The sequence below is a fragment of the Streptomyces sp. NBC_01515 genome, assembly GCF_045040345.1.
Classification (GTDB): Bacteria; Actinomycetota; Actinomycetes; order Streptomycetales; family Streptomycetaceae; genus Streptomyces.
In genome coordinates this window covers 6,509,357-6,534,222 of the sequence record NZ_CP109416.1, presented here as the reverse complement: position 1 = coordinate 6,534,222, position 24,866 = coordinate 6,509,357, and the positions used below count along the sequence as shown (strand labels likewise).

General features: G+C 70.1%; 20 protein-coding genes. 9 read left to right on the top strand and 11 right to left on the bottom strand.

The genetic code is table 11. The features are described 5' to 3' along the window. Positions 1 to 25 precede the first annotated feature (25 nt). The 9 genes from OG407_RS29600 to OG407_RS29560 form a co-directional block, all read right to left on the bottom strand. Positions 26 to 1,624: an acyl-CoA carboxylase subunit beta gene (locus tag OG407_RS29600; RefSeq protein WP_405862655.1), complete on the bottom strand. Its 1,599-nt coding sequence runs from the start codon at positions 1,622 to 1,624 to the stop codon at positions 26 to 28. Further along, positions 1,621 to 3,348, bottom strand: a complete 1,728-nt coding sequence (locus tag OG407_RS29595) for an acyclic terpene utilization AtuA family protein (protein WP_405862653.1) — start codon at positions 3,346 to 3,348, stop codon at positions 1,621 to 1,623. Before OG407_RS29595 ends, OG407_RS29600 begins: the two co-directional genes overlap by 4 nt. After that, on the bottom strand, positions 3,345 to 4,145 hold the full coding sequence (locus tag OG407_RS29590; protein ID WP_405862651.1) for a TIGR03084 family metal-binding protein: 801 nt from the start codon (positions 4,143 to 4,145) through the stop codon (positions 3,345 to 3,347). The genes OG407_RS29595 and OG407_RS29590 overlap by 4 nt, the downstream gene beginning before the upstream one ends. Positions 4,146 to 5,968: 1,823 nt before the next feature. Next, the gene (locus OG407_RS29585) at positions 5,969 to 6,946 is read right to left on the bottom strand and encodes an EamA family transporter (RefSeq protein WP_405862649.1); all 978 of its coding nucleotides are present in this window, start codon (positions 6,944 to 6,946) and stop codon (positions 5,969 to 5,971) included. Between the two features lie 81 nt (positions 6,947 to 7,027). After that, entirely contained in the window at positions 7,028 to 9,094 is a 2,067-nt protein-coding gene (locus tag OG407_RS29580; protein ID WP_405868672.1) for an ABC transporter ATP-binding protein, read from the bottom strand. 104 nt (positions 9,095 to 9,198) lie between these two features. Next, positions 9,199 to 9,327 (bottom strand): hypothetical protein, encoded by a 129-nt coding sequence (locus OG407_RS29575; protein WP_327403241.1) that lies wholly within the window; start codon positions 9,325 to 9,327, stop codon positions 9,199 to 9,201. A 268-nt stretch (positions 9,328 to 9,595) separates the two neighbouring features. Next, the gene (locus OG407_RS29570; RefSeq protein ID WP_405862647.1) at positions 9,596 to 10,723 is read right to left on the bottom strand and encodes a lipid II:glycine glycyltransferase FemX; all 1,128 of its coding nucleotides are present in this window, start codon (positions 10,721 to 10,723) and stop codon (positions 9,596 to 9,598) included. A gap of 52 nt (positions 10,724 to 10,775) precedes the next feature. Further along, positions 10,776 to 11,537: a metallophosphoesterase family protein gene (locus tag OG407_RS29565; RefSeq protein WP_405862645.1), complete on the bottom strand. Its 762-nt coding sequence runs from the start codon at positions 11,535 to 11,537 to the stop codon at positions 10,776 to 10,778. A 25-nt stretch (positions 11,538 to 11,562) separates the two neighbouring features. Then, complete coding sequence (locus tag OG407_RS29560; RefSeq protein WP_405862643.1) at positions 11,563 to 14,451, bottom strand: FAD-binding and (Fe-S)-binding domain-containing protein; 2,889 nt, start codon at positions 14,449 to 14,451, stop codon at positions 11,563 to 11,565. Between the two features lie 266 nt (positions 14,452 to 14,717). Between OG407_RS29560 and OG407_RS29555 the strand changes: the two genes are divergently transcribed. From OG407_RS29555 to OG407_RS29520, 8 genes are all read left to right on the top strand, one after another. Continuing rightward, positions 14,718 to 16,526: an ATP-binding protein gene (locus OG407_RS29555; RefSeq protein ID WP_405862641.1), complete on the top strand. Its 1,809-nt coding sequence runs from the start codon at positions 14,718 to 14,720 to the stop codon at positions 16,524 to 16,526. Continuing rightward, positions 16,523 to 16,927, top strand: a complete 405-nt coding sequence (locus tag OG407_RS29550; protein WP_317880350.1) for a roadblock/LC7 domain-containing protein — start codon at positions 16,523 to 16,525, stop codon at positions 16,925 to 16,927. Before OG407_RS29555 ends, OG407_RS29550 begins: the two co-directional genes overlap by 4 nt. Then, complete coding sequence (locus OG407_RS29545; RefSeq protein WP_405862639.1) at positions 16,927 to 17,271, top strand: DUF742 domain-containing protein; 345 nt, start codon at positions 16,927 to 16,929, stop codon at positions 17,269 to 17,271. Before OG407_RS29550 ends, OG407_RS29545 begins: the two co-directional genes overlap by 1 nt. Next, positions 17,252 to 17,929, top strand: coding sequence for a GTP-binding protein (locus OG407_RS29540; RefSeq protein ID WP_405862637.1), 678 nt, complete (start codon positions 17,252 to 17,254; stop codon positions 17,927 to 17,929). The genes OG407_RS29545 and OG407_RS29540 overlap by 20 nt, the downstream gene beginning before the upstream one ends. Further along, on the top strand, positions 17,926 to 19,131 hold the full coding sequence (locus tag OG407_RS29535) for a cytochrome P450 (protein ID WP_405862635.1): 1,206 nt from the start codon (positions 17,926 to 17,928) through the stop codon (positions 19,129 to 19,131). The genes OG407_RS29540 and OG407_RS29535 overlap by 4 nt, the downstream gene beginning before the upstream one ends. A gap of 108 nt (positions 19,132 to 19,239) precedes the next feature. After that, positions 19,240 to 20,460, top strand: coding sequence for a cytochrome P450 (locus OG407_RS29530; RefSeq protein WP_405862633.1), 1,221 nt, complete (start codon positions 19,240 to 19,242; stop codon positions 20,458 to 20,460). Between the two features lie 97 nt (positions 20,461 to 20,557). After that, positions 20,558 to 21,676 carry a phosphoserine transaminase gene (gene serC / locus OG407_RS29525; RefSeq protein WP_403592240.1) on the top strand — a complete coding sequence of 373 codons (1,119 nt, stop codon included), beginning with the start codon at positions 20,558 to 20,560 and terminating at the stop codon, positions 21,674 to 21,676. Between the two features lie 254 nt (positions 21,677 to 21,930). Further along, the gene (locus OG407_RS29520; RefSeq protein ID WP_405862631.1) at positions 21,931 to 22,743 is read left to right on the top strand and encodes an acyl carrier protein; all 813 of its coding nucleotides are present in this window, start codon (positions 21,931 to 21,933) and stop codon (positions 22,741 to 22,743) included. A gap of 130 nt (positions 22,744 to 22,873) precedes the next feature. Here OG407_RS29520 and OG407_RS29515 read toward each other — a convergent pair whose 3' ends face one another. Beyond that, positions 22,874 to 23,059: a DUF397 domain-containing protein gene (locus OG407_RS29515; protein WP_405862629.1), complete on the bottom strand. Its 186-nt coding sequence runs from the start codon at positions 23,057 to 23,059 to the stop codon at positions 22,874 to 22,876. Then, entirely contained in the window at positions 23,056 to 23,925 is an 870-nt protein-coding gene (locus OG407_RS29510) for a helix-turn-helix domain-containing protein (RefSeq protein ID WP_405862627.1), read from the bottom strand. The genes OG407_RS29515 and OG407_RS29510 overlap by 4 nt, the downstream gene beginning before the upstream one ends. Positions 23,926 to 24,112: 187 nt before the next feature. Between OG407_RS29510 and OG407_RS29505 the strand changes: the two genes are divergently transcribed. After that, positions 24,113 to 24,532: an ATP-binding protein gene (locus OG407_RS29505; RefSeq protein ID WP_405862625.1), complete on the top strand. Its 420-nt coding sequence runs from the start codon at positions 24,113 to 24,115 to the stop codon at positions 24,530 to 24,532. Positions 24,533 to 24,866 lie beyond the last annotated feature (334 nt).

The window sequence follows — 24,866 nt, the reverse complement described above, 5'->3', positions numbered from 1 at the left end:
TGGTCCCTCATGTCGGTCATGGGCCTCACATCCGGAAGACGCCGAAGCCGCCGCGCGCGCCCTCGTAGGGCGCGGTGTGGATGGCGGACAGGCACAGGCCGAGGACGGTGCGGGTGTCGCGCGGGTCGATGACACCGTCGTCGTACAGCCGCCCCGACAGGAACATCGGCAGGGACTCGGACTCGATCTGCTGCTCCACCATGGCGCGCAGCGCCGCGTCCGCGTCCTCGTCGTAGGGCTGCCCCTTCGCCACGGCCGACTGGCGGGCGACGATCGACAGGACGCCGGCGAGTTGCTGGGGGCCCATGACGGCGGACTTGGCGCTGGGCCAGGCGAAGAGGAAGCGGGGGTCGTAGGCGCGGCCGCACATGCCGTAGTGGCCGGCGCCGTACGAGGCGCCCATGAGTACGGACAGATGCGGTACGCGGCTGTTGCTGACGGCGTTGATCATCATCGCGCCGTGCTTGATGATGCCGCCCTGTTCGTACTCCTTGCCGACCATGTAGCCGGTGGTGTTGTGCAGGAAGAGCAGCGGGATGTCGCGCTGGTTGGCCAACTGGATGAACTGGGCGGCCTTTTGGGACTCCTGGCTGAAGAGGACGCCTTGGGCGTTCGCCAGGATGCCGACGGGATAGCCGTGCAGGGCGGCCCAGCCCGTCACCAGGCTGGTGCCGTAGAGGGGCTTGAACTCGTCGAAGTCGGAGCCGTCGACGAGGCGGGCGACGACCTCGCGCGGCTCGAAGGGGGTTTTGAGGTCCCCCGGGACGATGCCGAGGAGTTCGTCCTCGTCGTACTTGGGAGGTGCCGCCGGGGCCGGATCGCCGTACGCCTTGCGGTGGTTGAGGCGGGCGACGACGCGGCGCGCCTGGCGCAGCGCGTCCTGCTCGTCGACGGCGAAGTGGTCCGCGAGGCCCGAGACGCGCGCGTGCATCTCGGCGCCGCCGAGCGACTCGTCGTCGCTCTCCTCGCCGGTCGCCATCTTCACGAGCGGCGGCCCGCCGAGGAACACCTTCGCCCGTTCCTTGACCATGATCACGTGGTCGGACATGCCGGGGATGTACGCGCCGCCTGCGGTCGAGTTGCCGAAGACGACGGCGATCGTCGGGATGCCGGCGGCCGAGAGGCGGGTCAGGTCGCGGAAGATGGCGCCGCCGGGGATGAAGATCTCCTTCTGGGACGGGAGATCGGCGCCGCCGGACTCGACGAGGCTGATGCAGGGGAGGCGGTTGGCGAGGGCGATGTCGTTGGCGCGCAGGGCCTTCTTCAGCGACCACGGATTACTGGCTCCCCCGCGCACGGTGGGGTCGTTGGCGGTGATCAGGCACTCCACGCCTTCCACCACCCCGATGCCGGTGACGAGTGAGGCGCCGACCGCGTAGTCGCTGCCCCAGGCGGCGAGCGGGGAGAGTTCGAGGAAGGGGGTGTCGGGGTCGAGGAGCAGTTCGATGCGCTCGCGGGCGAGCAACTTGCCGCGTTTGCGGTGCCGTTCGACGTATTTCGACCCGCCACCGGCGAGCGCCTTCGCGTGCTCGGCGTCGAGTTCGCCGAGTTTGGCGAGCATGGCCTCGCGGTGGGCCGTGTAGTCGGGACCGTTGGTGTCCAGGGCGGTCGGAAGGACGGTCACAGGAGGGCCTCCGGTATGTCCAGACGACGGGAACGCAGCCATTCGCCCAGGGCCTTGGCCTGCGGATCGAAACGGTGCTGGGCGGCGACGCCCTCGCCGAGAATCCCCTCGACGACGAAGTTGAGGGCGCGGAGGTTGGGCAGGACGTGCCGCGTGACGTCCAACTCGGCGGTCTCCGGCAGGAGTTGCTTGAACCGCTCGACGGTCAGCGCATGGGCGAGCCAGCGCCACGCCTCATCCGTACGCGCCCACACCCCCACGTTGGCGTTCCCTCCCTTGTCACCGCTACGGGCCCCGGCGACCAGACCAAGGGGCGCCCGCGCCGTGGGCCCGTCCGGCGGAGGCCCGGGGAGGGCCGGCTGCGGAAGGTCTTCCAGTACGCGGGTGTCGTGGGCCGGGGCCACAGGAATCCGGCGCCCGTCGTGGAGGACGGCCACATGGTCGACGTCACCATGGGGGACATACACATCATCGAAGACGCCATAGGGCGCTCCCTTTCCAGGTGGGGTCAGCACATGGAAGCCGGGGTAACTGGCCAGTGCGAGTTCGACGGCGGCGGCGCTCAGCGCCCGCCCGACGACCTCCGGATCGGCATCCCGCACGACGAGCCGCAGCAGTGCGCTGGCGGTCTCCTCGGTGGAGGCGTCCGCATGGTCGGTACGGGCGAGATCCCAACGGAGTTCGCCGGGCCGGGACTTGGCGTTTCCCTCGCCGAACGCGGCCTCCATCTGCTCCCGGACGAGCGTGGCCTTGCGCTCGATGTCGAGCCCGGTGAGCACGAAGGTGACCTCGTTGCGGAAGCCGCCCAGCCGGTTGAGCCCGACCTTGAGGCTCGGCGGCGGAGCCTCCCCCCGCACACCCTCGATCCGGACCCGGTCGACCCCGGCCCCGGCCCCTGTCCCGTCCTCACCGATCCGGACGGTGTCGAGGCGGGCGGTGACATCGGGACCGGCATAGCGCGCGCCGTGCGTCTCGTAGAGGAGTTGCGCGGTGACGGTACCGAGGTCCACGACTCCCCCCGTGCCGGGGTGCTTGGTGATGACGCAGGAGCCGTCCTCATGGATCTCGGCGAGCGGAAAGCCGGGGCGGCGGAGCTTTTCGGGCGCGTGCTCGGTGAAGAAGGCGTAGTTGCCGCCGGTCGCCTGGGTCCCGCACTCCAGCACATGCCCGGCGACCACGGCCCCCGCGAGCCGGTCGTGGTCGTCGGCCCCCCACCCGAAGTGAGCGACGGCAGGCCCGGTGACCAGGGCGGCATCGGTGACCCGCCCGGTGACCACGACATCGGCCCCCGCATCAAGACAAGCGGCGATCCCGAAGCCACCGAGATAGGCGTGCGCGGCAAGGGCGTCCGGATACCGCCCGGCGAGATCGTCCCCCTCGACATGCGCGACCCGTACGGCTATCCCGAGCCTGTCGGCCAACTTCCGTACGGCGTCGGCGAGTCCAGCGGGATTCAGTCCCCCGGCGTTGGTGACGATCCGCACCCCGCGCTCCTGGGCGAGCCCGAGACACTCCTCCAACTGCTTGAGGAAGGTACGGGCGTACCCGGCGCCGGGGTCCTTCAGCCGGTCCCGTCCCAGGATGAGCATGGTCAGCTCGGCGAGGTAGTCACCGGTGAGGAAGTCCAGCTGACCGCCGGTGAGCATCTCGCGGAGGGCGTCGAAGCGGTCGCCGTAGAAGCCGGAGGCGTTGCCTATGCGGAGGGGGGCGACGGTGGAGGTCACTGTCCGGCCCCGTTCGGCTTCGGTGGGCGTCCAGTACCGGGTGGCCCCGCGAAGGCCTGGGCGATGTCGAGCCAGCGATCGGCGTCGGGGCCGACCGCCTCCACGGCGAGGTCGGTGCGGTGGGCGCGCTGGGTGACGAGGAGGCAGAAGTCGAGGGCGGGGCCGGTGACACGTTGGGGAGCGTCTTCAGGGCCGTAGACCCACAACTCACCGGAGGGAGCGCGGAGTTCAACCCGGAACTCCTCGCTCGGCGGGGTGAGCCCATGCACACCGAAGGCGAAGTCACGTGCGCGCACACCGATGCGCACCACGTGCCGGAGCCGGTCCGTAGGTGGCCGGACCACACCGACCGCGTCGGCGACATCCTGCCCATGGGCCCAGGTCTCCATCAGCCGACCGGTGGCCATGGAGGCGGCCGACATGGGTGGGCCGTACCAGGGGAAACGGACTCCTGTGGGTGCGGCGTACAGGGCTGCCAGCAGGGCCGTCCGCCCGGCCCGCCAGTCGGCGAGAAGCTGGACGGGCGTCTTCGCGGCTCCCTCCTGTGCACCCGCGTCCACGAACGTCTCGGGAGCTGCGAGCGCCTTCTCGACCAGCACCCGGAACGCTTCCTCGTCCGTCACGGCGAGCAGGGCGGAGTGGTCGGTCCAGGCCAGGTGGGCGATCTGGTGGGCGACGGTCCAGCGGGCGGCGGGCGTCTCGAAGGCCCAGCCCTCCGGCCTCAACTCGGCTACCAGCCGGTCGAGTTCCTCGCTCTCGTCACGCAGGTCGTCGAACACGCGCGTCGGATCGGACATGGGGGGAGCATGGCAGGGGCACCAGAAACAATCAAGCGTGCTTGCATTATTAAACGGGGCGGGATGGGGGTGACCCGGGGGGAGTGCTGTGGGCCTGAGTTGTGATGTGGCCGTTGGGCCGCCCGCTTCTTGGTCAGTGTCGGGATTGCGGGAGCCGAGTAAAGGGCGCTCCCTGCGGTCGCGTCGGCTGCGCCGATTCCGCTGCGCTCCACCCTTGACTCGTCTCCCGCAATCCCGTTGTGAGAAGCGAGCGGGCGGCCCCGAGGGATGGGTGGCCAGGCGCGAATCCCGTCGGGTGGGCTGCGTTCCGGGCCGGGGTGTGGGGGCGCGGTCGCGTCTCGCCTGCACGCCGGGCCGGCTCAGCGGCCAACGGTGAGTGAGTGGGCGGGTGGTTGCGGGAAGCCGGGGGTAGATCTAACCACTGTCGCAGGCTTTTACTGGTTAGAAATGACCCCGGCTTCTGGAGAAGGACGGGTCGGGGCGAGGGTGGCGCGTTGACGTCTGGCCTGCACGCCGGGCCGGCTCAGCGGCTACCGGCCGGTGGGGACTTGCCGCACAGCAGACCAGGAGGCCAGGAGGCCAAGCGGCAAGGGGCGCCGGGGAGTCCACGGTCGGGGGGAGGGGGTGGTGGGCGGATCTGAACCTCGGGCACACATCAGAACTCCAGGCCCAGTCCTGGGCGAGGGGAGGCGTTCGCACCTCGCCCGCCCGCCAGGTCGGGCCGGCGCCTACCCGCTGGCGGAGGTGCAGAGTGCGCAGGCGGGGACTGACCCCACGGGCATGCGCGCAGACCCCGGGCCGGGGCAGAGGGGTGCGCTCGCGGCTCGCCTGTATGCCGGGCCGGCTCAGCGGCTACCGGCCGGTGGTGTGCGCAGAGGAGCCTTGGCCTCATAAGCATCGAGTCATGGGCAACAGGCAGTGGATGATGGGCAGTTCCGGGCCACGGGCATGGACAGAGGGAGGCTCCGGGCTGGTTCCGGGCGGTGGCCCGGGCGATGCCCTGGACGGTGACTCCCCGTCCGTCGGTCGGCGCTCCCCGGGCCCCGGGGTACCCGGTCCGCAGAAATGTGACAGTCGAAGCGAAAGTGTCACACTTCGCGGACCCACCTCCCCCCTCCCACCTCCACCTCCTCGCCCCGGCCTCCGGTTCCTGCCCCCTCGGGAGGCTGAGGTCTTTTCTAACCGGTCAAAGGCCGCGAAGGTGGTTAGATTTACCCCCGGCTTCCAGCAACCACCCACCCAGGGTCGGCCGCTGAACCGAGGCGGCGTACCGGCAAGAAGGCCTCGCGCCCCCATGCCCCGTGCACCCGTGCTCTCTCTCCACCCCCACCGGCCGGTAGCCGCCAAGCCCACCCGACGTGCAGACGAAGATGCGAACACGCCCCGTCGCACCGGCCCGGATCTACCCAGGGGGGCAGCCCTTACCGTGCCTCCCGCCCCACCGGCCGCTAGTCGCTGAGCCGGCCCGGTGTGCAGGCGAGACGCGGACGCGCCCCCTCGCACCGGCCCGGATCAAACCAGGGGGCAGTCCCTACCGCACCCTTCCACCCCACCGGCGGGTAGCCGCTGAGCCGACCCGGCGTGCAGGCGAGGCGCGACCGCGTCCCTCCACTCCGGCCCACGACCCAGTACAGACAGGGGCCCGCCCACCTTGGCCACCCATCCTTCCGGGCCGCTCGCTCGCTTCTGAAACGGGCTGGAGCGGCCCTAGTCAAGGGTGGCCCGCAGGGCCATCGCCGCAGGCGACGCGACCGCAGGGAGCGCCCTTTACTCGGGCCGCGGAAGCACGACACTGACCAAGAAGCGAGTGGCCCAACGTCCACCTACACCGCGTCTACTTTCGCCTTCCCCCGGCCCACCTGTGTCCGCACCGCCCCCATACTCGCCGCGATAACCAGCGCGATGGCCATCGCTTCGGGAGCGGACAGCGCCTGGTGGAGGATCAGGAAGCCCGCCGTTGCCGCCACGGCTGGTTCCAGGCTCATCAGGATGGCGAAGGTTGAGGAGGGGAGGCGGCGCAACGCCAGGAGTTCGAGTGTGTAGGGGAGGACCGAGGACAGGATCGCTACCGCGGATCCGAGGGCGATCGTCGCCGGGTTCAGCAGCTTTGTGCCTGACTCCACGACACCGAGCGGCAGGAACACCACCGCCGCCACAACCATCGCCAGCGCCAACCCGTCGGCCTGCGGAAAGCGACGCCCCGTACGAGCGCTGAAAATGATGTACGTGGCCCACATCGCGCCGGCCCCCAGGGCGAAGGCCACACCTACTGGGTCCAGGCTGCTGAAGCCTCCGCCGCCGAGGAGGAAGACGCCTGCCAGGGCGAGTCCCGCCCATACCGCGTTCAGTGCGCGCCGGGACGTCAGGACGGAGAGGGCCAGCGGGCCCAGTACCTCAAGAGTGACCGCCGGGCCCAGGGGGATGCGGGCCAGTGACTGGTAGAAGAGGCCGTTCATCGCGGCCATGGTGATGCCGAAGACGACGACCGTGGTCCAGTCCGCCCGCGAGTGACCCCGCACGCTCGGGCGACAGATCACGAGCAGAACCACCGCGGCCACCAGCAGCCGCAGCGTCACCACACCCAGCGCCCCCACCCTGGGCATCAGCGTCACCGCCAGCGCACCACCGAACTGCACCGAGATCCCCCCGGCCAGCACCAGCCCCACCGGCCCGAGCGAACCCATGCGGGACGGAGCCGCGGCCGAGTCGGCGGTCAGGTCGGCGGTCGGGTTGGCCACGGGGGCGGGGGTCGACGTACTGGGGATGCTCACGGGGGCTTCCAGGGCTCGTTCAGCGCGCATTCGTCCATCACGATGCACTGCTCGGTCCATGGTAATGGACTTCGACAGGTGTGAGAACCCTTTATGCAACTGTCACTGGGGCTAGTCCCGGAACAGGGGCCGTCCGTCGGGGAGGGTCGTGGGCATGGGCCCGAAGAGGGGGTCGGAGTGCAGGGGATCGGAGTACTCCGGGTACTCGGTCTGCGGGTAGGCCGGTTGATACGTCGGCCCGTATGTCGGCTCGTATGTCGGCTCGTACGTCTGCGGTGCCCAGCTCTCGACGAAGACCGGTGCCGAGGAGTACCCGTAACCCGCGCCCGCCGCCGGCACCCCCACCTCCGCGAACGACGGCAATCTCAGCTCCCCGGTGTCCATCACCGCGTTGTTCTGCGAGCGGTGCAGTCGCGAGTACGCCCCGCCCCGCGCCATCAACTCCTCGTGCCGGCCCGTCTCCACGATCCGGCCCCGGTCCACGACCAGGATGCGGTCGGCGTCGGGGGCGAGGTTGAGGTCGTGGGTGATCATGATGGTCGTACGGCCCGCCATCAGTCGGCGCAGAGGCTTCACGACCCGGCGGGCCGCCATCGAGTCCAGGCCGGTCGTCGGTTCGTCCAGGACCAGGACCGGGGCGTCGCGCAGGATCGCGCGGGCGATCGCCAGACGTTGGAGCTGACCGCCGGACAGGCGGGCCGAGTTGGGGTCGACCTTCGTGTCGTAGCCGTCGGGGAGGCGGAGGATGAACTCGTGGGCGTCGGCGGCGACAGCCGCGTCCATGATCGCCTGCTCGCTCGCGCCGGGGCGGCCGCAGGCGATGTTCGCGCGGACGGTGTCGTGCAGGACCAGGGTCTCCTGGGGGAGCAGGGTCACGTACTCGCGCAGGCGGGCGAGGGGGAGGTCGCGGAGGGGGACGCCGTCGAGGAGGACGTCGCCCGCGTCGGGGTCGTAGAAGCGGAGCAGCATTTTGGAGACGGTGGACTTGCCGGCGCCGCTGGGGCCGGTGACGATCACCAGTTCGCCGGGGTTGACGGTGAAGGAGAGGCCTTCCAGGGCGACTCGGTCGGCGCCGGGGTAGCTGAAGGTGACGTCGCGGAGTTCGACCGTGCCGTCGGGGCGGCCGGTCTCGGAGTCGTGGGCGGGGTCGGCGACGGACGGGCGTACGTCGAGGATCTCGATGAGGCGTTCGGCGCCCGCGGTGGCGGCGGTGATGGTCAGGCCGAGTTGGGCGAGGCCGCGGACGGGCGGGTAGAGGTAGCCCAAGAAGGCGGAGAACGCGAGGAGTTGGCCGAGGGTCATGCGGCCGGTGGAGATCTCCCAGGCGCCGATGCCGATGACGGCGAGCACGCACACGGTCTCGATGACGGCGACGATCTGCTCGTACGCCTCGTTGAGCCGCGTCGAGCGGACGGAGGCCCGGAACCAGGCGCCGGCCTCCTCGTTCAGGCGGCGGCGTTCGGCGTCGCGGCGGCCGTAGGCCTGGGTGAGGACGATGTTGCCGAGGGACTCCTCGACGACGGAGGTGATCGCGCCGTCGGCGACCCGGCCCTCGCGTGAGACGTCCTTGATGGAGCCGGAGAAGCGGCGGGCCGCGAGCCAGAAGAGGGGGGCGAGGACGAAGGTGGCGGCGGCCAGGTCCCAGCGCAGCCAGAACGCGGCGGCGGCGTAGAAGAGGGCCGAGAAGAGCGCGGAGGCGGTGCCGATGACGCCCGACACGACGAGGGTCTCGATCGCCTCGACGTCGCCGGTGAGGCGGGACAACAGGTCGCCCTGGCGGTGCCGTTGGAAGAAGTGCGGGGGCAACTGCTGTACGTGGTCGAAGACATGCTCGCGCAGTCTCATCACGAAGCGTTCGGTGGCCCACGCGGCAAGGGAGTTGCCGGCGTACGAGACGAGCGCGCCGACGATCGCGACGCCCAGCCACTTCACGGCCGGGCTCCAGAACGCGCTCAGCGAACCCTTCGCGAGGGCGCGGTCGGTGAGGTCGGCGAAGAGGAGGATGGCCTCGGTCTCGGCGAGCGCGCCGATCACCGTGCACACCCAGACGAGGACCAGCCAGCGTCTGAGGCCGCGGGTCAGCGGCCAGAAACGACGGAAAGCGGTGCGGGCGGGAATGGTGGGAGTTCCGTAGTCCTCGTCGTATTCGAGGTCTTCCTCATCCGTATCCATACCCATGTCCACAATGCGCTCGCTTTCCTTCATCAGAATTCCTTGGATTTTCGAATTCAGGAAAGAAAGGAGGGCCGACTGCGTGGGTCGGCCCTCCCTCTACTACCGGTTCAGCTGTCCTGGCCGGGCAGCGGCTTCGGCAGCGGCTTCGGCTGGTGCTTCTTGCGCGGCTTCGGGGGCGGGGGCGGCAGCTGCTGCTTCTTGGGCTTGGGCAGCGGGGCGAGCTTGTTGAGGCCCATTCCGAACTCCTAGGTTGTGCAGTGGAATTTGTGCGTCAAAGGCGAGCGTTTTACCGCCCGGGGAATTCCCGACACCCAAAAACTTACACGGCCCTGTAGCCAAGTCGCAGCAAAGTCGTCGACCGAACGGCAAACATGGGCTGTGAATACCTTTGTGAATCCTGAGTTACGGCCGCCAACCTGAGAGTTCTCTAATAAACCTGAGAGCAGTCTTAATGAACCTGTGCTTCCGCCCTCAATCGAGGGCCTGCCCGGGGCCGTCCGACCCTCAGCGGCGCGCCATGTAGAGGTCCAGCGCCTTGTGCAGCAGCCGGTTGAGGGGGAAGTCCCACTCCCCCAGGTACTCGACGGCCTCTCCGCCCGCGCCGGCCTTGAAACGCAGCAGCCCCAGCAGGTGGTTGGACTCCTCCAGGGTGTCGGTGATGCCCCTGAAGTCGTATACGGCGGCGCCGAGTTGGTGGGCGTCGGTCATCATGCGCCACTGCATCGCGTTGTTGGGCTGCACCTCGCGGCGGCGGCTGGTGGAGGCGCCGTAGGAGTACCAGACGTGCCGGCCGACCGTCAGCATCGTGGCCGCGGCGAGGATCTCGCCGTCGTGGTGGGCGAGGTAGAGGCGCATGCGGTCGGGGTGTTCGGCGGTGAGGGCGGTCCACATGCGCTGGAAGTAGGGCAGCGGGCGCGGGATGAAACGGTCGCGCTCGGCGGTCTCGGCGTACAGCTCGTAGAAGGCGGGGAGTTCGTCGTAGCCGCCCTGGACCACCTTCACGCCGGACTTCTCGGCCTTCTTGATGTTGCGCCGCCACTGCTGGTTGAGGCCGCGGTGGATGTCGTCCAACGAGCGGCCCTCGAACGGTACTTGGAAGACGTACCGGGGCTGGCCGGCCGCGAAGCCGTCCTCTCCCCCGGCCTCCGTCTGCTGCCAGCCCGCGCGGCGCAGGCGGTCGGCGACCTCGTAGGCACGCGGTTCGTACGACGTGGGCGCGGCATCCTTCAGCCGCCGCGCGTCCGGGTCGGCGATCGCCGCCTTCACCGCGTCCGCGCTCCAGCGGCGTACGACGACGGGCGGGCCCATCTTCACCGTGAACGCGCCCTGCGACTTGAGGTGCGCGAGCATCGGGTCGAGCCAGCGGTCGAGATCGGCGGCGTGCCAGTCGATGACCGGCCCCTCGGGCAGGTACGCGAGGTACTTCTTGAGTTTGGGCACCGGCCGGTACAACACCAGCCCCACACCGACCAGTTGCCCACTCGCCTCCTCGAACCACCCCAGACTCTCCGCCCGCCAGTCGGGCTTCACCGCACCCCACGACGGCACCTGCATATGGCTGGCGGACGGGCGCGCGGCGACGAACGCGAGGTGTTCGGCGGGGGTGATGGGGCGGAGACGGAGGTTGGTCATACGCGGGCTCCCTGACGGATCGAAACCGTGGTCGAACGGCCAGCGTAGGCAGTCACCCGCGCCCGTCCCGGGGTCCGAAGGTCTCCAGCGCCTCGGTGTCCGACGCCCGCGCGTTGAGGAAGTAGTCCGCCCACTCGGCGATCTCCGGGTAGCCGGACTCGCGGGTGAGACGGTCGATCGCCGCCGGGATGTCGTACGGCGTCACACGGAGGTCCGTGCCGGGGCCGAGCAGGCACCAGTGGGCGCCGGGGCGGCCGTACGGCATGCCGACGCTGCCGGGGTTGACGATCAGGCGGCCGTGGGCGAGGCGGACGTACGGCATGTGGGTGTGGCCGCAGACGATCGTGCGGATGTCGTCGTCGAGGCCGGCGAGGACCTCCGTCCAGCGGGCGGGGCGGGAGTCGACCAGGACGACCTCCTCGTCGTCGCGGGGAGTCGCGTGGCAGAAGAGGACCCTGCCCAGGCCGCGGATCGGGAGTGTCAGGGTCTTGGGGAGGGTGGCCAGGAAGTCGATCTGGTCGGGGCGGAGGGCGGTCGCCGCGTACGGGGCGATCGGGTCGGGGATGTCGGCGCGTTCGCCTCTGCGGTACTCGACCAGTTCGCGGTCGGCGTTGCCCGAGAGCCACAGCACTCGGTCGGCCTGCGCACGCAACAGGTCGACCACTTCCGCCGGTTGGGGGCCCGCCGTGATGTCGCCGGTGAGGACGATGCGGTCGGCGGCGGCCACCTCCGGTTCGGCCAGGACCGCTTCCAGGGCGGGGAGCACGCCGTGGATGTCGGAGAGGACGGCGACTCGGCCCAGCTCGTCGGTCATTTCCGCTCTCCGTCCAGCGCGTCGGTCATTTCCGCTCTCCGTCCAGCGCGTCCGCCAGTACCTCCGCCAAGTGTCGGCCCCGTACCCCCGCCACCTGCTCCAACTGCGTACGGCACGAGAAGCCGTCCGCCAGGACCAGCGCGTGCTCCGGGGCCTGGCGTACCGCCGGGAGGAGTTGTTCCTCCGCGCAGGCCGTCGACACCTCGTAGTGGCCCTTCTCGAAGCCGAAGTTGCCCGCCAACCCGCAGCAGCCGCCCGCCAGTTCGCCCGTGAGGCCGGCCGCCTCGCGCAGGCGGCGGTCGGGGGCGTCGCCCAGTACCGCGTGCTGGTGGCAGTGGGTCTGGCCGACCGTGGGGCGGTTGATGTGGGGCGGGGTCCAGTCGGGGGCCAGGCGTTCCAGGGCCTCGGCGAAGGTGAGGACCGAGGCGGACAGGCGGGCCGCTCGGGGGTCGTCGGGGAGCAGTTCCGGGAGGTCCGTGCGGAGGGCCGCCGCGCAGCTCGGTTCCAGGACGACGACGGGCACATCCCCCCTGCCCGGGAGCTCGCCCATCGTGTCCAGCGTCCGGCGCATCACCGCGCGGGCGCGGTCCAGTTGGCCCGTCGAGACGTAGGTCAGGCCGCAGCAGACCGGCTTCCTGAGCCTCCTCATCGCCGGCAGGACCGGGAGCACGCCCAGTCCCGCCGCCTCCAACACCCGCACCGCCGCCTGCCCGACCTCCGGCGAGAGGTGTTCCGTGAAGGTGTCCGGCCACAGGTAGATGTGTCCACGGGCCGGTGTCTCCGAGTACTCCACTCCCGCACGCATGCTCCGCCGCGTCGCCGCCCTCACCTCCCGCCGCCACCCGCGCATGAACGTCGTCCCCGCCACCCGCGGAATCCCCCGCTCCCCCGCGATCCCGCCCAGCCGCTTCGCCAGCGCCGCCAACGGCCGTACGGAAGCGAGGGAGTTGACCAGCCACGCCGTACGCGTGCGTGCCACCAGCCGCAGCCAGCGCGGCAGCCAGCCCATCGCGTAGTGGGCCGCGGGCCTGCGCCTGCCCTCGTAGTGGTGGTGCAGGAACTCCGCCTTGTACGTGGCCATGTCGACCCCGACCGGGCAGTCCGTGCGGCAGCCCTTGCAGGACAGGCACAGGTCCAGCGCGTCCCGGACCTCCGTCGACTGCCAGCCGTCGGTGACCAGTTCACCCGCGAGCATCTCGTGGAGCAGTCGGGCCCGCCCGCGCGTGGAGTGCGCCTCCTCGCCCGTAGCGCGGAACGACGGGCACATCACCGATGATCCGGACACCTCTGTCGTACGGCACTTGGCCACCCCCACGCACCGCCGTACCGCCGCCGAGAAGTCCCCGCCGTCGGACGGGTAGCCGAACACCACGTCCACCGGCTTGCGGGGCAGTACGGAGAAGCGGAGGTTCGTGTCGAGCGGGGCGGGCCGCACCAGCATCCCGGGGTTGAGGAGGTCGTCGGGGTCCCAGACTCCCTTCACCCGCTCGAACAACGTCACCATCTCGGCGCCGTACATCGTCGGGAGGAGTTCGGCTCGGGCCTGTCCGTCCCCGTGTTCCCCGGAGAGCGAGCCCCCGTGGGCCGTCACCAGCTCCGCCAGTTCCTCCGAGAAGCGGCGGAAGCGGGCCACCCCCGGCTCCGTCAGCAGGTCGAAGTCGATGCGGACGTGGATGCAGCCGTCCCCGAAGTGGCCGTACGGCGTGCCCCGTAGGCCGTGTGCGGTCAGCAAACCCCGGAAGTCGCGGAGGTACGGGCCCAGTTGAGCCGGCGGCACCGCGCAGTCCTCCCAGCCCGGCCAGGCCTCCGAGCCGTCCGGCATGCGCGTCGCCGTACCGCTCGCGTCCTCGCGGATGCGCCACAACGCGCGCTGGCCCGACGGGTCCGTCACCACGAGGGAGTCGAGGACGTCGGCCGCGTGGACGATGGTCTCCGCACGCGCGCGTGCCTCCGCCTCCGTGTCGCCGCCGGTCTCGACGAACAGCCAGGCGCCGCCCCGGGGGAGGTCGGCCGTGGAACGGACCAGGTCGGCCGCCATGCCCTCGACGGTGAGCGGCCCATGGATCAGCAGGCCCGCCGCCGCCTCCGCCGCCGCGCTCTCGTCGGCGTATCCGAGTACCGCCAACGCACGCGCGCGGGGTGCCTCGACGAGGCGTACGACCGCCTCCGTGAGGATGCCCAGGGTGCCCTCGCTGCCGCAGAAGGAGCGGGCGACGTCCGCGCCGTTCTCGGGGAGGAGGGCGTCCAGGGCGTAGCCCGAGATACGGCGGGGGAGGTCCGGGAAGCCGGTGCGCAGGCGGGCCAACTCGGCGTCCACGAGCGGTCGTAGGGCCTCCGGGGCGCCCGCCCAGTCGCGGCCCAGCATCAGGCGGTCGCCCCGCGCGGTGATCACGGACAGTTCGCTCACGCTGTCCGCCGTCGTGCCCCAGGCGACCGAGTGGGAGCCGCAGGAGTTGTTGCCGATCATGCCGCCGAGGGTGCAGCGGCTGTGGGTCGAGGGGTCGGGGCCGAAGCGCAACCCGTGCGGGGCGGTGGCCTGTTGGAGGCGGTCGAGGACCAGGCCGGGTTGCACGACCGCCGTACGGGAGGCGGGGTCCAGGGACACCAGGCCGTTCATGTGGCGGGTGAAGTCCAGGACCACGCCCGTGCCCGTCGCCTGGCCGGCGATCGACGTGCCGCCGCCGCGGGCCACCACCGGCACCCCGTGCGCCCGGCAGGCCGCCAGCGTCGCCGCCACGTCGTCGGCGTCACGGGGCGCGACGACGCCCAGCGGGACGCGTCGGTAGTTGGACGCGTCCATCGTCATCAGCGCCCGGGACGTGACGTCGAAACCCACCTCGCCCCGGACGGTCCTGCGCAGCTCCGCCCGCACACCCGCCAGTTCCGCCTGAAGATCCACCTGAAGATCCGCCATGCCCCCAGCATGCACCCGACCACTGACAGTGACCGCCCGGCATCTGGCGAAACGTTCCGGGAAACTCGGGCCCACGGGACACGGATTCCGTAAACGCATCCAGAACCCACCCAGTTCGATCACTAAGTCTCATATAGTGACCGTCAGTTGAGCACCCGGAGTCGCTTCTCGCCCAGGAACCCGACGAGCACCCCCCGAGGACACGACCGAGGACGACTGAGGACCACGACCAAAGACGCCCGAGGACCCGACCGAGGACCCCCTTCATGACCGCCCCCATACTTCCCGGCGAACGACCCACCTTCCGCACCATCGCCCCCGCCCCCCTGTTCACCGCCGTACTGGCCGGGCTCGCGGTCGCCGGCGCGGTCTATGTGACGCCCGGCTCGAAGCGCCTCGCGGTCGCCTGCGGCGCCGGTGCCGGTGCGCTGCTGCTGTGCGCGGCCGTCGCGCTCGCCACGCACGCGTACCAGACGGCCCGGATCACCCGCCGCCGTCTTGAGGCCGTCACCCTGGACGCGGGGCGGCTGCTGCAGGAACGGGCCCGGCTGAGCACGGACTTCGACCGGGAGCGCGTGCAGCTGACCGAGGAGCTGACCCACGAGCGGGTCCGGCTGACCGCGGAACTCTCGCAGGAACGCGCCCGGTTGACCTCCGACTTCTCCCAGGAGCGCATGCGGCTCACCACCTCCTTCGCGGAGGAGCGCGGCCGTCTCACGGAGGAGAGCGAGCTGGAGCGCGCCCGGCTGAGCGCCGAGAACAAGCAGCTGTCCGAGAAGGCCCGCCGGGACTCCCACGAGCGTGCCGCCGCGCTCTCCGCGACCGCCAACGCGGCGGGCCGGATGCAGGCGCTGGCCACCGGCATGCTCGCCGACCTGCGCGCCATGGAGGAGCGGCACTCGGACGAGGACGTCCTCGCCGACCTGCTCCACCTCGACCACCGCACCGCGCAGGCGGGCCGTCTCGCCGACTCCGTCGCCGTCCTCACGGGCGCCCGCTCCGGCCGCCGTTGGGCCCGCCCGATCGCCATGGAGTCGATCCTGCGCGGCGCGATGGGCCGGATCAGCGGCTACCAACGCGTGCGCGTGCACTCCGCGAGCGACACCGCCGTCGCCGGGCACGCGGCCGAGGGCGTGATGCACGCGCTCGCCGAACTCCTCGACAACGCCGCGAACTTCTCGCCGCCGAGCGCCGAAGTGCATGTCTACGTAGAAGAAGTGCCCGCCGGGGTCATCCTCTCGGTGGAGGACAGCGGCCTGGTCATGGGCGACATCCAGCTGCGCCGCGCCGAGCGGGCCGTGTCCGGCGACTCCACCGAACTGGGCGGCCTCACCGGCACCCGGCTCGGCCTCGCGGTCGTCGGGCGACTGTCCCGCAAGTACGGCCTGAAGGTGTCGTACCGGCCCTCCGCGCGGGGCGGCACCGGCGTCCTGATGCTCGTACCGCAGGACATCCTGGTGCCCCAGGACGCGCCGACGCCGCAGGTGTCCCTCGACCTTCCCGAGCCGTCACCGTCGTCACTGTCGTCGCCGTCGGCACCGTCGGCACCGTCGGCACCGGTGGATCCGGAGGCAGTTCCCGAGCCCGAGGCCTCCGTCCGGGACCATCCGTGGATGTCCTACGCCGCCGGGCGCACCCTCGCCGACCTGGACCCGGACCCGGTGCCCACGCACGAGTCGCCGGACCGGGGTGCCCCGGCCGATGCCGTGATGGACGCGGCGAACACGTTGCCCGAAGGCCTGCCCAAGCGTCGCCGGGGTCAGGCACTCGCGGAGGCCGAGCGCTCACGCGCGCGTGCGGAGTCCCCGGCTCCCGAGCCGCACCCCGCCCCCTCGGCCGACGACACCCTCGCCCGCACCGCCCGCTTCAACAGCTTCCGCCAGGCCGTACGCGAGGCGGCGACCGACCAGGGCTCGCGCGCGTCCGGCACCGACGCGGACAGCCCCCTATCAGCGGACAGCCTCGTATCAGCAGAACTCCCCGCATCGGCGGACAGCCTCGTATCGGCAGAACTCCCCGTATCAGCAGAGCCCACCCCCTCCCTCTCCCACTCGGAAGGCAACCCCACCTCATGACCGGCACGACGACCGCCGACGAGAAGCTCACCTGGCTCATCGAGGGCCTCCTGGAGCGCACCCCGGGCGCGCGGCACGCGCTCGTGCTGTCGCGGGACGGCCTGAAGCTGTGCCGGACGCCCGAACTCTCCGTCGACCAGGCCGACCAGCTCGCCGCGATCGCCGCCGGGATCCAGTCGCTGTCGCACGGCGCGTCGGTGGAGTTCGGGGACGGCAGCGGGGGTGTGCGCTCCGCGATGACGGAGTTCTACGGCGGGGTGCTGTTCATCGTCGAGGCGGGCGAGGGCGCGCACCTGGCCCTGGTCACGACCGAGGACGCGGACGCGGGGCTGATCGGGCACAACATGAGCGAGCTGGTCGAACAGCTCGGCGAGCACCTGCGCGCGGAACCCCGTTCGTGATGAGCCGCCCCGGCAGGGACGACTCACCCGACCGCCTCTACACGCTCACCGGAGGCCGCACCCGTTCCGGCCCGGACAGCCCGTTCGACCTGGTGACCCTCGTGGTCGCCGAGTGCGATCCGGCGACCGGGATGCAGTCGGAGCACGCGGCGATCCTGCAGATCACCGAACACCCCACGGCCGTCGTCGAGTTGGCGGCCGAGCTGAAACTCCCGGTGTCCATCACCAAGATCCTCCTCTCCGACCTTCTCGCGGCCGGCCGGGTCAGCGCCCGCCATCCGCGCAAGGCCGATCTCGATCCCGACGTCCTGGAACAGGTGCTCGTTGGACTCCGCAACCTCTGACGCGCGCACCCCCTTGGGTGCCTCCGCCGACAACGGCCTGAAGATCGTGGTCGTCGGCGGCTTCGGCGTCGGCAAGACCACGCTGGTCCGCTCGGTCAGCGAGATACGTCCCCTCAACACCGAGGAGACGATGACGAAGGCCGGCGAGGCCGTCGACGACATCAGCGAGGTGCGCGGCAAGTCCGCGACCACCGTCGCCTTCGACTTCGGCCGCATCACGCTCGACGCCCGCAATGTGCTGTACCTGTTCGGCGCCCCGGGGCAGGAGAGGTTCTGGTTCCTCTGGGACCGTCTCTTCTCCGGGACGCTCGGCGCGGTCGTCCTCGTCGACACCCGCCGGATCGGCGACTCCTGGTACGCGATCGACCGCCTCGAACACCACGGCACCCCCTTCATCGTGGCCTGCAACGACTTCGGCGGCCCGACCTACGCCCCGCAGCAGATCCGCGAGGCCCTCGACCTCGACCCGCACGTCCCCCTCCTGGACTGCGACGCCCGCTCCCGCGCGTCCGCGAAAAGGGTGCTGATCACCCTGGTCGAGCACGTCAAGAGCGAACAGACCAGGGGCCGTTACGACGGCCAGGACCCCGGCCGCTACGACGGCCAGGGCGCCGACCGCCCCCAAGTCCCCGCCCCCCACCAGGAGTTGGCCCTGTGACCGCGCCCGTACCGCTGAGTGGACCCAGGTTCCAGACCGAACCGGCGCAGCTGTACCGGGAGATGCGGCGCGAGCACGGCGCCGTGACCCCCGTGGTGCTCGACGGCGACGTCCCGGCCTGGCTGGTGCTCGGCTACCGCGAGCTGCACCAAGTCACCGGCGATCCGGTGCTGTTCAGCCGTGACTCCGACCTGTGGAACCAGTGGGACGGCATCCCGGACGACTGGCCGCTGCTGCCGATGATCGGCCGTAGGCAGCCGTCGATCCTCTACACGGTCGGCGAGCGGCACCGCGAGCGCGTCGGCATGATCAGCGACGCGTTGGAGGCCGTGGACCCGTCCGAACTCCGTTCGTACACCGAGAAGTTCGCGGACGAGCTGATCGACGGGATCTGCGCCAAGGGCGAGACGGACATCGTCGGCGACTACGCGATGCTGCTGCCGGTACGGGTCCTGGCCCGGCTGTACGGCTTCCGGGACGAGCAGGGTCCGGGACTGGTGACCGCGCTCAACGACATGATCGACGGACGCGAGCGCGCGATCGCCGGGCAGACCCATCTCGCCACGTCCATGGGGCAGTTGCTGGCCGACCGGAAGGAGAAGCCGGCCGACGACGTCGTGTCGCGCATGCTCACGCACACCTCCGGCTTCAACGACGTCGAGATCGCCCAGGACTTGATGGTGATGATGGCGGCCGGCCACCAGCCGACCGCCGACTGGATCGGCAACTCGCTGCGGCTGATGCTGACCGACGACCGTTTCGCGGCCTCCCTCTTCGGCGGCCGCAACAGTGTCGCCGAGGCGATGAACGAGGTCCTCTGGGAGGACACCCCGACGCAGAACGTGGCCGGGCGCTGGGCCTCCCGCGACACGCAGCTCGGCGGTCGCCGTATCCGCGCGGGCGACCTGCTCCTCCTCGGTCTCCAGGGCGCCAACTCCGACCCCCAGGTCCGCACCGACGGTTCCGCGCTCACCGGCGGCAACAACGCGCACTTCTCCTTCGGGCACGGGGAGCACCGGTGTCCGTTCCCGGCGCAGGAGGTGGCCGAGGTGATCGCGCGGACGGGGATCGAGGTCGTACTGGACCGCCTCCCGGACATCGACCTGGCGGTACCGGCCGAGTCCCTGACGCGGAGACCGTCACCGTGGCTGCGTGGCCTGACGGAACTGCCGGTGCGTTTCACACCCGTCGCCGCGCTCTGAGTTCCGGCTTCCGAGTTCCGGCTTCCGCGTTCCGCGTTCCGCGTTCCGAGTTCTGAGATCCGAGTTCCGCCCTTTGAGCCCTGCCCCTGCCTTTGGAGGCACTCCCGTATGAGCACCGGTACCGAAGAGACCCGTATCGTCCTCGACCCCTTCGTCGGCGACCTGGACGGCGAGAGCGCGAGGCTGCGTGCGGCCGGTCCGCTGGCCGCCGTAGAACTGCCCGGTGGCGTGCCGGTGTGGGCGGTGACGCGGCACGCCGAGGCGAAACAGCTGCTCACGGATCCGCGGCTGGTGAAGGACATCAACGTCTGGGGCGCCTGGCAGCGCGGCGAGATCCCCGCGGACTGGCCGCTGATCGGGCTGGCGAACCCGGGCCGTTCGATGCTGACCGTGGACGGCGCGGACCACCGCCGGATGCGCACGCTGGTCGCGCAGGCGCTCACCCCGCGCCGGGTGGAGCAGATGCGGGAGCGGATCGCGAAGCGGACGCAGGGCCTGCTCGACGGCCTGGACGGGGACGAGGTCGACCTGAAGGCGGCGTTCGCGTACCCGCTCCCCATGTACGTCATCGCCGACCTGATGGGCATAGCGGAGGACCAACTCCCGCGCCTGAAGGAGCTGTTCGAGAAGTTCTTCTCGACGCAGACGCCGCCGGCGGAGGTCATCGCGACGCTGACGGAACTCGCCGGCATCATGGCGCGGACGGTCGCGGCGAAGCGGGCGGAGCCGGGCGACGACCTGACGTCGGCGCTGATCGCGGCGTCCGAGAACGGCGACCACCTCACCGACGAGGAGATCGTCTCCACGCTCCAGCTGATGGTCGCGGCCGGCCATGAGACGACGATCTCACTGATCGTCAACGCGGTCGTCAACCTGTCGGCGCACCCCGTCCAGCGCGCCCTGGTGCTGGCCGGCGAGGCCGACTGGTCCTCGGTGGTCGAGGAGACTCTGCGCCACTCGACGCCCACCTCGCACGTCCTGATCCGCTTCGCCACGGAGGACGTCCAGGTCGGCGACAAGGTCCTCCCGGCCGGGGACGCGCTGATCGTGTCGTACGCCGCGATCGGCCGCGACGAGGAGGCCCACGGCCCGACGGCGGGCGAGTTCGACATCACCCGCACCAGCGAGAACCGGCACATCTCCTTCGGCCACGGCCCGCACGTCTGCCCCGGCGCGGCGCTGTCCCGCCTGGAGGCGGACGTGGCGCTCCCGGCCCTCTACGAGCGCTTCCCGCACCTGGACCTGGCGGTCCCGGCGGCCGAGCTCCGCAACAAGCCGGTGGTGACGCAGAACGACATCTTCGAGCTGCCGGTAAAGCTCACGCCGTAGATCTCCGTAGATCACCGTCTGTCCACAGGCCGGAGCGGTCGTCTCATCGAACGGACGCGTTTCCGTCCGGTTTCACCGAGGGGATACGCTCCGGCTCGTGGCTGATATCGAGATTCCCGCTGACATCAAGCCCGCCGACGGACGTTTCGGCGCTGGCCCCTCCAAGGTGCGGACGGAGGCGCTGGACGCGCTGGCCGCCACCGGTACGTCTCTGCTGGGTACGTCCCACCGCCAGGCCCCGGTCAAGAACCTGGTCGGCAAGGTGCGTGAGGGCGTCTCCGCGCTGTTCTCGCTCCCCGAGGGCTACGAGGTCGTCCTAGGCAACGGCGGTTCGACGGCCTTCTGGGACGTCGCGACCCACGGCCTGATCGACAACAAGTCCCAGCACCTGACCTTCGGCGAGTTCAGCTCGAAGTTCGCGAAGGCGGCCAAGCTGGCGCCGTGGCTGGCCGAGCCGACCGTCATCTCCTCCGACCCCGGCACGCACCCGGACCCGGCCGCCGAGGCGGGCGTGGACGTGTACGCGTACACGCACAACGAGACGTCGACGGGCGTCGCGGCCCCCGTCAAGCGGGTCGCGGGAGCCGACGAGGGCTCCCTCGTGCTCGTCGACGCCACGTCGGGCGCGGGCGGCCTCCCGGTCGACATCGCCGAGACGGACGTCTACTACTTCGCCCCGCAGAAGTCCTTCGCCTCCGACGGCGGTCTGTGGATCGGCGTCTTCTCCCCGGCCGCGATCGAGCGCGCCGAGCGCGTCCACGCGTCCGGCCGCCACGTGCCCGAGTTCTTCTCGCTCCCCACGGCGATCGACAACTCCCGCAAGAACCAGACGTACAACACCCCTGCGCTGTCCACCCTGTTCCTCCTCAACGAGCAGCTGGAGTGGATCAACGGCCAGGGCGGCCTGGCCTGGTCGACGGCCCGCACGAAGGACTCGTCGAGCCGTCTGTACAGCTGGGCGGAGGAGTCGAAGTACGCGACCCCGTTCGTGTCCGACGCCACCAAGCGCTCGCAGGTCATCGGCACGATCGACTTCGCCGACGAGATCGACGCGGCGGCCGTCGCCAAGGTCCTGCGCGCCAACGGCATCGTCGACACCGAGCCCTACCGCAAGCTCGGCCGCAACCAGCTCCGCGTGGCGATGTTCCCGGCGATCGACCCGGCGGACGTCGAGGCGCTGACGAAGTGCGTCGACTACGTCATCGAGAAGCTGTAGTCGTTCTCGCTACGACGACGAGGGGCGCCCCGCGGATCAACCGCGGGGCGCCTTTCGTCGTCGTAGGGCAATGCGCGGCAGCCTGCGTCCGAAGTCCAGGTGAACCCGGAACCCGGACAAACCCCCCGCACACCACAGCCGCGTAACAGCGAACGCACAGCGGACAACTCCCACCCCACCCCGCCGGTCGAACTCGACGCGTCGCGCACCTGCGGCGCAACTCCTCGACTCCCGACCGAAGTTGGAGTTGCCCCATGCCCAGGAAATCCCTGCCGACGCGGCTCGCCGCCACCGCCGCGCTGCTCATCGCCGCAGGCGCCCTGTCCGCGCCGGCCGCCTCCGCGGCACCCTCGGACGCCGCGCCCGGCGACGCGTACGTGCTGACCGTGACCACCAACCCGGCCGGCACCAACTACCAGGAACGGCACGTCGACGTCACCGGCACCGTCACCAAGGCCGACGGCACCCCGGCGCCGAACATCCCCGTCATCCTCCAGGAAGTCGTCCAGTTCACGACCTGGAACCCGTGGGGCGACCCGATCGACCCCAACTACTACGAGACCCGCGACCTGGGCAAGCCGGTCACCGACGCCCACGGGAAGTTCACGCTCCCGGACGTCGACATCGACCACTCGGGCGGCAGCAGCCTGCTCAACGTCCAGCACAACGTGCACATCACCGCCCTCTACGACGAGGACGGCGACCTCAACACCCCGCAGGACGGCTACTTCGCGGAGACCACGGTCGCCGCCAACACCCGCTCCAGCTCGGTCAGTTACTCGGTCAACAAGAAGAAGGTGAAGGCCGGCGACATCCTCACCGTCCAGGGCAAGGTCACCCTCCCCCAGGGCGTCGAGCCCCAGGGCACGGAGGTCTTCCTGCAGACCTACTGGGAGCAGGAGTCCCACGTGAAGGTGACCGCGGAGGACGACGGCTTCTTCGTCCTGTCGGTACGTGTCTCGTCGTACGACGACACGTTCACGCTGCGCACGGCTCCGACGGACTTGTACGTGGCGGGGGCTGTACAGAAGCTGCCGATCACCAACACGTCGTTGCCCCGCGGGTAGCCTCGCCGGATCAATCGCGGGGCGACCTTTGACGCTCGGCGTCGGGGGTGGGACGCGGGAATGTGACACTTCGCGGCTGGGTGTCACATTTCTGCGGGGAGGGTGGGGTGGCGGGACCGGCATGTGCGTGTCAGAACTGCGAGAGAAAACCCCGCCAGCTCTCACGGGAGACAGTGAAGACGGGGGCGCCATCTTCCGGGTGCTGCTTGCTGTCGCGGACAGCTCGGCCGTGGGTGGCGGTGTGGGCGACCTCGACGCAGGCGTTCTCCGCCCCCGAGTACGAGGACTTCCAGAAGGGGCTAACAACCTCGGTCACGATGTGTCTTCCTTCAAGCTCCGCAGTACGCCCCGGATGAGCTTCGCGCTCGCGTCCGGCGTCAACGCAGACGATCGTAGTAGGTCGAACGCACTGGCGTAAGCGGCAAGGTCTTCGGTTCCTTCAAGGACCGATGTACCTCGCAAGTTGTCCATGGCGACCGCTTCGACTGTGGGCTCCTCGTCGAAACTGAAGGAATAGAAGGCGGAGGAGTAACCCGCCAGTACGCCCGCACTGACCGGCAGCACCTGCACGGTGACGTTCTTCCGCTTCCCGACTTCAAGGATCGCGGACAGTTGCTCCCGGTGAATCTCGACACTGACCAGCGGTTGCGCGAGGACCGCTTCCCAAAGGATCGCCGTGTACGAAGCCCCACCTTCTTCGATCTTCGCCTGCCTCCCCACACGGACCTTCACCAACTGGGCGGCCCGCTCCGGCTCGATGTAGTGCGGACTGGCGGCGATAACTGCCTCCGCATACGCCGGAGTTTGCAGGAGGCCAGGCATCATCACCGGCTGCCACTCGCGGATATAGGTCGCATCGTCCTCCAACGCGATGTGATCGACGTAGTCCGGCCTCAGGTGCGCGGCGTGCTCCAGCCACCAGCCCCGGTTCTTGGAGTGCTTTGCCAAGTCCTCCAGTTTGACGCGCACTTCCGGGTCCTTGACGCCGTACGCATCCAGCAGCAAGCGCACCTCGATGACGCGAGCGGTGACGTGACCACTCTCAAGGCGGCTGATCCTGGCCTGACTTGCCGCGATGACCTCGGCGGCCTGCGGCTGATCGAGCTTGGCCGCGTGCCGGTACTGCCTGAGCGCCGTACCCAAACGCCTGCTGCGTACCGTCGGCCGTCCACCTGCGGGCATGGGCCCTCCCCTCATCTTTCGGCAACGATGCCACACGGACCGCCCCTCCGAGAGCATGTCACTCGATCGGGTGGACAAGTGAATGCATTCACTCGAAGCTGCTGCGTAAGCGCCGAATCCGACCGTAGCTTCATGAAGGCGCCGCAGCGCAGCCCAACTTGACGCCACGTCAGGACGGAGTTCCCCCATGCCCGCGTCCGAAAGTTTCCGCGTCCCCAAACACCGAAGCCACGTCCCCGTCGCCCGCCAACGCGTCCGCAAGACCCTCGCGGACTGGGGCATCACCGACGAACTCGCCGACGCAGTAACCCTGTTGGCGAACGAGCTGGTCACCAACGCCGTGACCCACTGCCGGGTCCCCTACTCTCAGATCAAGGTCGAACTCACCCTCAACAGCGGGGAGTTGACCCTGGAGGTCTCAGACCCGGACCGGGACAGACTCCCCCGACTCCACGACGCGACCCCGGAGGAGGAAGGCGGCCGGGGCCTCGCTCTCGTCGCCGCGCTGGCCGACAACTGGGGATGCAGGCAGGAGCCGTACGCGAAATGCGTGTGGGCGAGGTTCGACCTGGAGGGGATTCAGGCTCATGTTCCGGCGACTTTATGAGGCGACGGCCCGCCTGCTCACGCCCAGAACACCCAGAACCCCCCGAACTCCGCGCACGACCCGAACTCCCCTGCCTGCCAAGGACCTTGGGGCAGAAGTCCGGACGCCCGACCCGTACGTCTGGCGACTCCCCACCCCGCACGACGCCCGCTGGAAGCGCTGGCACAAACGCTCACGCGCGGCCGGCCGGCACCTGCCCTTCCCGCTCGACGAACCCTGTTGGCAACTCCCGCCCGATCCCCAACAGCCGCCCCGGCAAGCCGAGTACGACGTGGTACGCCCCTACGTCACACTCACGTAGGACAGCCATCGCCCGCATCCCCGAACGTGTCTG

Bases quoted from the DNA above. Each gene is read 5' to 3' on its own strand.
- OG407_RS29550 (WP_317880350.1), top strand. From the start codon at position 16,523: ATGACCGGCACGACGACCGCCGACGAGAAGCTCACCTGGCTCATCGAG.
- OG407_RS29555 (WP_405862641.1), top strand. From the start codon at position 14,718: ATGACCGCCCCCATACTTCCCGGCGAACGACCCACCTTCCGCACCATC.
- OG407_RS29560 (WP_405862643.1), bottom strand. From the start codon at position 14,451: ATGGCGGATCTTCAGGTGGATCTTCAGGCGGAACTGGCGGGTGTGCGG.
- OG407_RS29530 (WP_405862633.1), top strand. From the start codon at position 19,240: ATGAGCACCGGTACCGAAGAGACCCGTATCGTCCTCGACCCCTTCGTC.
- OG407_RS29565 (WP_405862645.1), bottom strand. From the start codon at position 11,537: ATGACCGACGAGCTGGGCCGAGTCGCCGTCCTCTCCGACATCCACGGC.
- OG407_RS29545 (WP_405862639.1), top strand. From the start codon at position 16,927: ATGAGCCGCCCCGGCAGGGACGACTCACCCGACCGCCTCTACACGCTC.
- OG407_RS29585 (WP_405862649.1), bottom strand. From the start codon at position 6,946: ATGCGCGCTGAACGAGCCCTGGAAGCCCCCGTGAGCATCCCCAGTACG.
- OG407_RS29520 (WP_405862631.1), top strand. From the start codon at position 21,931: ATGCCCAGGAAATCCCTGCCGACGCGGCTCGCCGCCACCGCCGCGCTG.
- OG407_RS29505 (WP_405862625.1), top strand. From the start codon at position 24,113: ATGCCCGCGTCCGAAAGTTTCCGCGTCCCCAAACACCGAAGCCACGTC.
- OG407_RS29580 (WP_405868672.1), bottom strand. From the start codon at position 9,094: ATGGGTATGGATACGGATGAGGAAGACCTCGAATACGACGAGGACTAC.
- OG407_RS29590 (WP_405862651.1), bottom strand. From the start codon at position 4,145: ATGTCCGATCCGACGCGCGTGTTCGACGACCTGCGTGACGAGAGCGAG.
- OG407_RS29575 (WP_327403241.1), bottom strand. From the start codon at position 9,327: ATGGGCCTCAACAAGCTCGCCCCGCTGCCCAAGCCCAAGAAGCAGCAG.
- OG407_RS29570 (WP_405862647.1), bottom strand. From the start codon at position 10,723: ATGACCAACCTCCGTCTCCGCCCCATCACCCCCGCCGAACACCTCGCG.
- OG407_RS29510 (WP_405862627.1), bottom strand. From the start codon at position 23,925: ATGCCCGCAGGTGGACGGCCGACGGTACGCAGCAGGCGTTTGGGTACG.